3 protein-coding genes and 1 pseudogene are annotated in these 3,608 nt (G+C 75.7%); 2 read left to right on the forward strand and 2 right to left on the reverse strand.

Annotation, left to right across the window (positions count from 1 at the left end; all coding sequences use genetic code 11):
* Positions 1-251: pseudogene (locus ACRDSK_RS32335) on the forward strand (HSP18 transcriptional regulator); the annotation flags it as partial.
* A gap of 97 nt (positions 252-348) precedes the next feature.
* On the opposite strand, the gene ACRDSK_RS32340 reads toward ACRDSK_RS32335, so the two are convergent.
* On the reverse strand, positions 349-2,061 hold the full coding sequence (locus ACRDSK_RS32340) for an IlvD/Edd family dehydratase (RefSeq protein ID WP_431445212.1): 1,713 nt from the start codon (positions 2,059-2,061) through the stop codon (positions 349-351).
* 86 nt (positions 2,062-2,147) lie between these two features.
* Between ACRDSK_RS32340 and ACRDSK_RS32345 the strand changes: the two genes are divergently transcribed.
* Positions 2,148-3,104 carry a zinc-dependent alcohol dehydrogenase gene (locus ACRDSK_RS32345; RefSeq protein WP_431445214.1) on the forward strand — a complete coding sequence of 319 codons (957 nt, stop codon included), beginning with the start codon at positions 2,148-2,150 and terminating at the stop codon, positions 3,102-3,104.
* Here ACRDSK_RS32345 and ACRDSK_RS32350 read toward each other — a convergent pair.
* On the reverse strand, positions 3,101-3,608 hold a 508-nt coding region (locus ACRDSK_RS32350), incomplete at its 5' end, for a PP2C family protein-serine/threonine phosphatase (protein ID WP_431445215.1). The genes ACRDSK_RS32345 and ACRDSK_RS32350 overlap by 4 nt on opposite strands.

A 3,608-nucleotide genomic window follows, 5' to 3' on the forward strand; every position in this document is an offset into this window, starting at 1 on the left:
GGGCGCGGGAGAACTCGGCGACCCTGCGCCGGCTGGCCGGTCAGGTCAGCGCGGCCGGTCTCGGCGAGGTCGCCCAGGCCCGCGTGGACGACGCACTTGCCGACGACGACCCGGCCGCCCTGCTCTCGCCGCTCGCCGACGCCCGCGCCGAGCTGCGCGAGTCCCACGCCGCCCTCGCCAACCAGATCGGCACGATGAACCGACAGACCGACCGGGTCCGCAAGGACACCCGTGACCTGCGGTCACGGTGAGCGGCGACACTCGAGGCAACACGTCTGCTACGCGGTGCCGGCGGCGCGGACGACCCGCCCCACTGCCAGGATGCGGCGGTGCCGTGGCGGTAGCGGCTCAGTGCGACTCGCGGGCGACCGCGTGGCCGCTGGCGCCGACCAGGAAGTCCAGGTCCGCGCCGGTGTCCGCGCCGGTCACCGTCCGCACGTACAGCTGCTCCCAGCCTCGGGTCGGCGCGGCCAGCGCGGCGGTCATCGCCGGGGCCGGCTCGCGGGCGGCGAGCTCGTCGTCGGACACGTCCACGTCGATGCGCCGGGCGGCCACGTCGAGGACGACCAGGTCGCCGGTGCGGACCTTGGCCAGCGGTCCGCCCGCGGCGGCCTCCGGAGCGACGTGCAGCACGACAGTGCCGTACGCGGTGCCACTCATCCGGCCGTCGCACACGCGGACCATGTCGCGCACGCCCGCGCGCAGCAGCTTGCGCGGCAGCGGCAGGTTCGCCACCTCCGGCATGCCCGGGTAGCCCTTCGGCCCGCAGCCGCGCAGCACCAGCACCGAGTCGGCGTCGACGTCCAGGCCCGGGTCGTCGATGCGGGCGTGCAGGTCCTCGACCGAGTCGAACACGACGGCGCGGCCGCGGTGGGCGAGCAGGTGGCCGGACGCGGCGGCCGGCTTGATGATCGCGCCGTGTGGCGCCAGGTTTCCGCGCAGCACGGCGATTCCCGCGTGCGGCTGCAGCGCCGTCCCGCGGGTGCGGATGACCTCGGGGTCCCAGATCTCGGTGCCCGCCAGGTGGTCGACGAGCGGCCGGCCGGTGACCGTCAGCGCGTCCGGGTCGAGCAGGTCGCGCACCTCGCCGAGCACGGCGTGCAGGCCGCCCGCGCGGTGCAGGTCCTCCATGAGGAACCGGCCCGCCGGCTGCAGGTCGACGAGCAGCGGCACGTTCGACCCGACGCGGTCGAAGTCGTCCAGCGACAGGGGAACGCCGAGCCGGCCGGCGATCGCGAGCAGGTGCACGACGGCGTTGGTGGACCCGCCGAGTGCGGCGAGCGCCACGATCGCGTTGTGGAACGAGCCGGCGGACAGCAGCAGGCTGGGCCGGCGGTCCTCGCGGACCAGCTCGACGGCGAGCCGGCCGGACTCGTGCGCGGCGGCCAGCAGCCGGCTGTCCGCGGCCGGGATCCCCGCGGTGCCGGGCAGTGTGGTGCCGAGCGCCTCGGCGAGCAGGCCCATGGTCGACGCGGTGCCCATCGTGTTGCAGTGCCCGCGGCTGCGGATCATGGACGACTCGGACCGCAGGAAGTCCTCGTCCGCCAGCGTGCCGGCGCGGACCTCCTCGGACAGCCGCCACACGTCGGTGCCGCAGCCGAGCGGGGTGCCGCGGAAGGTGCCGGTCAGCATTGGACCGCCGGGCAACACGACCGCCGGTAGGTCCACCGACGCGGCGGCCATCAGCAGCGCCGGGATCGTCTTGTCGCAGCCGCCGAGCAGCACGACGCCGTCGACCGGGTTGGCGCGCAGCAGCTCCTCGGTCGCCATCGCGGCCATGTTCCGCCACAGCATGGCCGTCGGCCGCACGTTGGTCTCGCCGAGCGAGACGACCGGGAGGTTGAGCGGCACGCCGCCCGCGGCCCAGACACCCTGCCGGACGCTGTCGGCGACCTCGTTCAGGTGGCTGTTGCACGGGGTGAGGTCCGAGGCCGTGTTGGCGATCGCGATCTGCGGCCGGCCCGCGAACGCGTCTTCCGGCGCCCCGCGGCGCATCCACGCCCGGTGGATGTAGGCGTTGCGGTCGCGTCCGGCGTACCAGGCGTCGCTGCGCAGCGGCATCGCTCGTCCTTCCGTCCTAGGATCCAGAGATCATGACCTGTCGTGCTTTTATCATCACCGGTCCCGGGGGTGCCGAGGTACGCGAGGTGTCGGCTCCGGTCGCCGGGCCGGGCGAGGTCGTCGTCGACGTCGAGCGGTGCGGGGTGTGTGGCACCGACGCGGAGTTCTTCTCCGGCGAGATGGCGTACCTGCACACCGGCGAGGCGGCCTACCCGATCCGGATCGGGCACGAGTGGGCCGGCGTGGTCGCCGCCGTGGGGTCCGATGTGGACGGTTCATGGCTGGGTCGGCGGGTCACCGGGGACACGATGCTCGGCTGCGGGCGGTGCGAGCGCTGCCTCGACGGGCGCCAGCACCTGTGCGCCGACCGGCACGAGATCGGCATCCGGCACGGCTGGCCGGGCGCCCTCGCCACCCAGCTGCCGGTGCCGGTCCGCGCGCTGCACGAGCTGCCGGTGGACGCCGAGCTGGGCGCACTCGTCGAGCCGGGGGCGAACGCGGTGCGGGCCGTGCGGGCGGCCGCGCTGTCCGCGGGCCGGCGGCTGCTGGTGCTCGGCCCGGGGACGATCGGCCTGCTGTGCGCGCTGTTCGCGGCCGCGGACGGGGTCGAGGTGCACCTGCTGGGCGTGTCGCCGGAGTCGCTCGAGTTCGCGCGGTCGCTGGGGTTCCCGGCGTGGACCGCCGCCGAGCTGCCGGCGCTGCGGTTCGACGCGGTGATCGACGCGTCGAACGCGGCGGCGTTGCCGGAGCGGGCGGTGTCGCTGGTGGAGCCGGGCGGGCGGGTGGTGTTCATCGGCATCGCGGGCGAGCCGAGCCGGCTCGACACCCGCTCGCTGGTGCTCAAGGACGTCACCGCGGTCGGGGTGCTGAGCGGCTCGGGTGGCCTGGCGGGCGCGATCGAGCGGTACGCCTCCGGCGCGGTCGACCCGCGCCCGCTCGTCGCTGCGACCGTCGGCCTCGACGAGGTGGCCGACGTGCTCGCCGGCCACCGCCGCCCGGAGTGGGGCGCCGCGCCGAAGATCCACGTGGACCCGCGCCGCTAGGCCGCCGCGGGCAGCGGGTGCGGTGCCGTCGGCTGCACGAGGACGTTGTCCACGACGATGGCCGTGGCGTTGTCCCGGGTGCCGGCCTCGCGGGCCGCGGCGACCAGCGCGCTCGCCGGCTCCGGGGCGTGCCGGAGGATGCCGGCGATCGTGTCGTGGGGGAGCGTCTTGTGGACGCCGTCGCTGGTGAGCAGCAGCCGGGTCGGCAGCGACAGCGACGCGAGGCCGTACTCGGCCGGCGCGGCGGTGCGCACGCTCGTCAGCACCTGGTGCTCCATCGCCGGGGTCGGCGTGTTGCCGCGGTCGCGGAAGTACTGCGCCAGCGTGTGGTCCACGGTCAGCGCCAGCAGTGACCGGCCGTCCCAGGCGTACGCCCGCACGTCGCCGACCCAGGCGAGCCGGCAGCCGGCGCCGAGGGGCTGGGCCACGACGAGGACGCAGTCGCCCGCGTCGGGGTCGGCCTCGACCGCGCGGCGCGCGGCGACCAGCGCGGCCGCCGGGCCC

Origin of the sequence: Actinophytocola sp., assembly GCF_050699915.1 — a bacterium.
Taxonomy (GTDB): domain Bacteria; phylum Actinomycetota; class Actinomycetes; order Mycobacteriales; family Pseudonocardiaceae; genus Actinophytocola.

What these genes read in the sequence shown, in the direction of transcription:
- ACRDSK_RS32340 (WP_431445212.1), bottom strand. Translation starts at nt 2,061, where the DNA reads ATGCCGCTGCGCAGCGACGCCTGGTACGCCGGACGCGACCGCAACGCC.